Consider the following 4,430-nt stretch of genomic DNA (forward strand, 5'->3'; position numbering starts at 1 on the left):
GTGGGTGGGTTGCAGTTATTAATATATTAACAAGATATTTAAAGTGCGCAAGCGAATTTTTCAGCATTCGTTGGCGCATGGATCGGAGGCGTCTGTCCCCGCCCTGTCGCCCTCCCGCCACGGACCGCCAGACTGCAAACCTATAATGAAAGGTTGGTCCCCATAGGGGCAGCGACAGGCAGCGCGCAGGCGCGGGTCCTGCGGCCTGCCTGCTGCGTGCAACCACTCCACAACACCATGAGCACTCCCACTTTTTCTGTCGCTGACATCCGCAAGTCCTTCCTGGACTTCTTCGTCTCCAAGGGCCACACCGTGGTGCCGTCGAGCCCTCTGGTGCCTGGCAACGACCCCACGCTGATGTTCACCAACTCGGGCATGGTGCAGTTCAAGGACGTGTTCCTGGGCACCGATAAGCGCTCGTACAACCGGGCGGTGTCGGTTCAGGCCTGCCTGCGTGCGGGTGGCAAGCACAACGACCTGGAAAACGTGGGCTACACCGCGCGCCACCACACCTTCTTTGAAATGCTGGGCAACTGGTCGTTTGGCGACTACTTCAAGCGCGAATCGCTCAAGTGGGCCTGGGAGCTGCTGACCGAGGTCTACAAGCTGCCGCCAGAGCGCCTGCTGGCCACGGTCTACCAGGAAGACGACGAGGCCTACGACATCTGGACCAAGGAAATCGGCTTGCCACCCGAGCGCGTGATCCGCATCGGCGACAACAAGGGCGGCCGCTACAAGTCCGACAACTTCTGGATGATGGCCGACACCGGCCCCTGCGGCCCCTGCAGCGAAATCTTCTATGACCACGGCCCGCACATTGCGGGTGGCCCTCCCGGCAGCCCCGATGAAGACGGCGACCGCTTCATCGAGATCTGGAACAACGTGTTCATGCAGTTCAACATGGATGAGACGGGTGCCGTGACCCCGCTGCCCGCACCTTGCGTGGACACCGGCATGGGCCTGGAGCGCCTCGCTGCCATCCTGCAGCACGTGCACAGCAACTACGAGATCGACCTGTTCGACGCGCTCATCAAGGCCGCCGGGCGCGAGACCGGCGTGACGGACCTGAACAACAAGAGCCTGCGCGTGATCGCTGACCATATCCGCGCCACCGCGTTTTTGGTGAGCGATGGTGTGATCCCCAGCAACGAAGGCCGTGGCTACGTGCAGCGCCGCATCGTGCGCCGTGCCATCCGCCACGGGTACAAGCTGGGCAAGAAGACCCCGTTCTTCCACAAGCTGGTGGCCGATCTGGTGCGCCTGATGGGTGACGCATACCCATCCCTGCGCGAGCAGGAGCAGCGCATCACCGAGGTGCTCAAGGTGGAAGAAGAGCGCTTCTTCGAAACGCTGGCCAACGGCATGGAAATCCTGGACGCTACCCTGGACGGCGGCGCCAAGGTGCTGCCTGGCGACGTGGCGTTCAAGCTGCACGATACCTATGGCTTCCCGCTCGACCTGACCAACGACGTGTGCCGCGAACGCGACGTGGAAGTGGACGAGGCAGGCTTCAAGACCGCCATGGAAAAGCAGAAGGCCCAGGCCCGCGCTGCCGGCAAGTTCAAGATGGACAAGGCGCTGGAGTACACCGGTGCCGCCAACCAGTTCACGGGCTACGAACACCTCGCAGAGACTGCAAAAATCGTAGCAATCTATGTAGACGGTACTAGCGCTGCAGCACTGAAAGCCGGCCAAAACGGCGTGGTGGTGCTGGACACGACCCCGTTCTACGCCGAAAGCGGCGGCCAGGTGGGTGACGAAGGTGTCATCACCAGCGGCTCGGCCCGTTTTGCGGTGGGCGATACGCTCAAGATCAAGGCCGATGTGTTTGGCCACCATGGCATGCTCGAAGAGGGCACACTGAACGTGGGTGACACGGTGCAGGCCCAGGTGAACACCGCCGTGCGCGCAGCCACCGTGCGCAACCACTCGGTCACGCACATCATGCACAAGGCCCTGCGCGAAGTGCTGGGCAGCCATGTGCAGCAAAAGGGCAGCCTGGTCAATGCCGACCGCACGCGCTTCGACTTCACACACAACGGCGCCGTGACGGCGGCTGAAATCCGCGAGATCGAACGCCGTGTGAACGAAGAAATCCTGGCCAACCAGCCCACGCAAGCGCGCGTGATGGACATCGAGTCGGCCCAGAAGACCGGCGCCATGATGCTGTTTGGCGAGAAGTACGGCGAAACCGTGCGCGTGCTCGACATCGGCACCAGCCGCGAACTGTGCGGCGGCACGCACGTGCAGCGCACGGGCGACATCGGCCTGTTCAAGGTGGTGGGCGAGGGTGGCGTGGCTGCTGGCATCCGCCGCATTGAGGCCGTGACCGGCGCCAACGCACTGGCATATTTGCAGAACCTGGAAGATACCGTGAACCAGGCCGCCAGCACCCTCAAGGCGCCGGTGGCCGAGCTCAACGGCCGCATCAGCCAGGCGCTGGACAACGCCCGCGCGCTCGAAAAGGAAGTGGCTGCCTTGAAGGGCAAGCTGGCCTCCAACCAGGGTGACGAACTGGTGAACCAGGCGGTGGAGGTGAAGGGCCTCAAAGTGCTGGCTGCTGCGCTGCCGGGTGCCGACGCCAAGACCCTGCGCGACACCATGGACAAGCTCAAGGACAAGCTCAAGACCGCCGCCATCGTGCTGGCCGCCGTGGAGGGCGACAAGGTGCAGATCGCTGCGGGCGTCACCGCCGACAGCGTGGGCAAGCTCAAGGCGGGCGAACTGGTCAACTTTGTCGCCCAGCAAGTCGGCGGCAAGGGCGGCGGCAAGCCCGACATGGCCATGGCTGGCGGCACGGACGCGTCCAAGCTGCCCGCAGCACTGGCTTCGGTGACAGGCTGGGTCACGCAGCAACTGGGCTGATGTACCGGTCACCACGGCGGCACTAGCCGCTGTGGTGTGGCAGCCATGGCTGCCAAAAAGAGGGTGACGGAACGCCAGCTTTCACCCTAAAGTGCAGCGCATGGACACCCTGCGCGACAGCCCCCAAGACCCGCCGCCGTCCGCTGTGCTTCGCGGTACGGGCGCTGCTTTGGTGGGCCAAGGCGGCCACCTGCCATGGTGGCGCCGCATCACCATCCCCTTTGAGGTCCTGATCGCCACCGTGGTGGTCACCGCCATGCTGTTGTTGACAGCGTTGCTGGTGTACCAGGTCAGCACCAGCGCACGCCAGGCCATCATTGCGGCGTCGGACGAGAGTGCGCAGCGCATCAGCCAGCTCATTGCCGAACGGGTGCATCGCATCGTGGACCCGGCCGATGCCACCATCCGCCTGCTGGCGTTCGACCCGGTGGCCTCTGCGTCCACCCTGCCAGCGCGGCTGCGGCGCCTGCCCGTGCTGGCGCGGCTGCTGGAGCAGAACCCGCTGCTGTCGGCGGTGTTCATCGGTTACCCGGACGGGCAGTTTTTGCTAGTGCGGCCGGTGCGAAACGAGGCCTTGCGGGTGCGGCTGGATGCACCGCCCAAAACGGCGTACCTGGTGCAGTCCATGGCGCGCGAGCGCGGCCTGGCGGGCATGGTGGGGCGCTGGAGTTATTACGACGCGGACCTGCGGCTGATCGACTCGGCCGTGCGCCCGGAATACCGCTACGACCCCCGCACCCGCCCCTGGTACGCCGAGGCGCTGGAGCAGAACACCCAGATCCTCACGGCACCCTATGTGTTCTTCACCACGCAGGAGGTGGGCATCACGCTGAGCCAGCCCAGCGAGGACGGGCGTGCGGTGATTGGCCTGGACGTGGCCCTGACCGACCTGGGGCATGAGATCAGTGGCCTGCGCCTGATGCCCCGCACCGAGATCGCGGTGGTGGACAAAGACCGCCGCGTACTGGCCTATCCCGACATGTCGCGCGTGCTACTGCGTGATGGCAACACGCCGGGCCTGCGGCTGCGTGCCCTGGACGATCTGGGTGTGCCCAGCCTGCATGCGCTGCAGGCGCTGGGCCTGAAAGATGGCGAGTCACGCCGCCTGCAGGCCGACGGCGAGGAATGGCTGGGCCGTTCGCTGCCGCTGGCATCAATGCGCTGGCAGGGGCTGCAGATCCTGATGGCGATTCCTACCAAAGAGCTGCTGGCCGAGGTGAACAACAACCTGCGCCAGCAGGTGTGGCTGTCGGTATCGCTCATCGGCCTGATGCTGCCGTTGGGCTGGCTGGCCGGCCGACGCGTGGGGCGCAGTCTGTTCGGGCTGGCGTTGCAGGCCCGGGCGCTGGCGCGGTTTGATTTCCGGCGGCCCGAACGGCGGGTGTCGCCGGTGCGCGAGGTGCGCGACCTGGGGCAGGTGATGGACCGCATGTCCGACACCATCCAGGAGTTCTTGCACATTACCCACCACATCAGCGCCGAGTCGCGCACCGACCTGATGCTGTCGAGCGTACTGTACGAGCTGGTGCGCGCCACCAGTTGCACCGGCGGTGCGGTATACCTCG

At 64.9% G+C, this 4,430-nt stretch carries 1 protein-coding gene and 1 pseudogene; both read left to right on the forward strand.

Features of this window, described 5'->3' with window-relative positions:
* Positions 1-237: 237 nt before the first annotated feature.
* Positions 238-2,865, forward strand: coding sequence for an alanine--tRNA ligase (gene alaS / locus DBR23_RS18380; RefSeq protein WP_108499173.1), 2,628 nt, complete (start codon positions 238-240; stop codon positions 2,863-2,865).
* A 100-nt stretch (positions 2,866-2,965) separates the two neighbouring features.
* Positions 2,966-4,430: pseudogene (locus DBR23_RS31005) on the forward strand (phosphohydrolase); the annotation flags it as partial.

The organism is Acidovorax sp. HMWF018, from assembly GCF_003061035.1.
GTDB classification, from domain to species: Bacteria; Pseudomonadota; Gammaproteobacteria; order Burkholderiales; family Burkholderiaceae_C; genus Acidovorax; species Acidovorax delafieldii.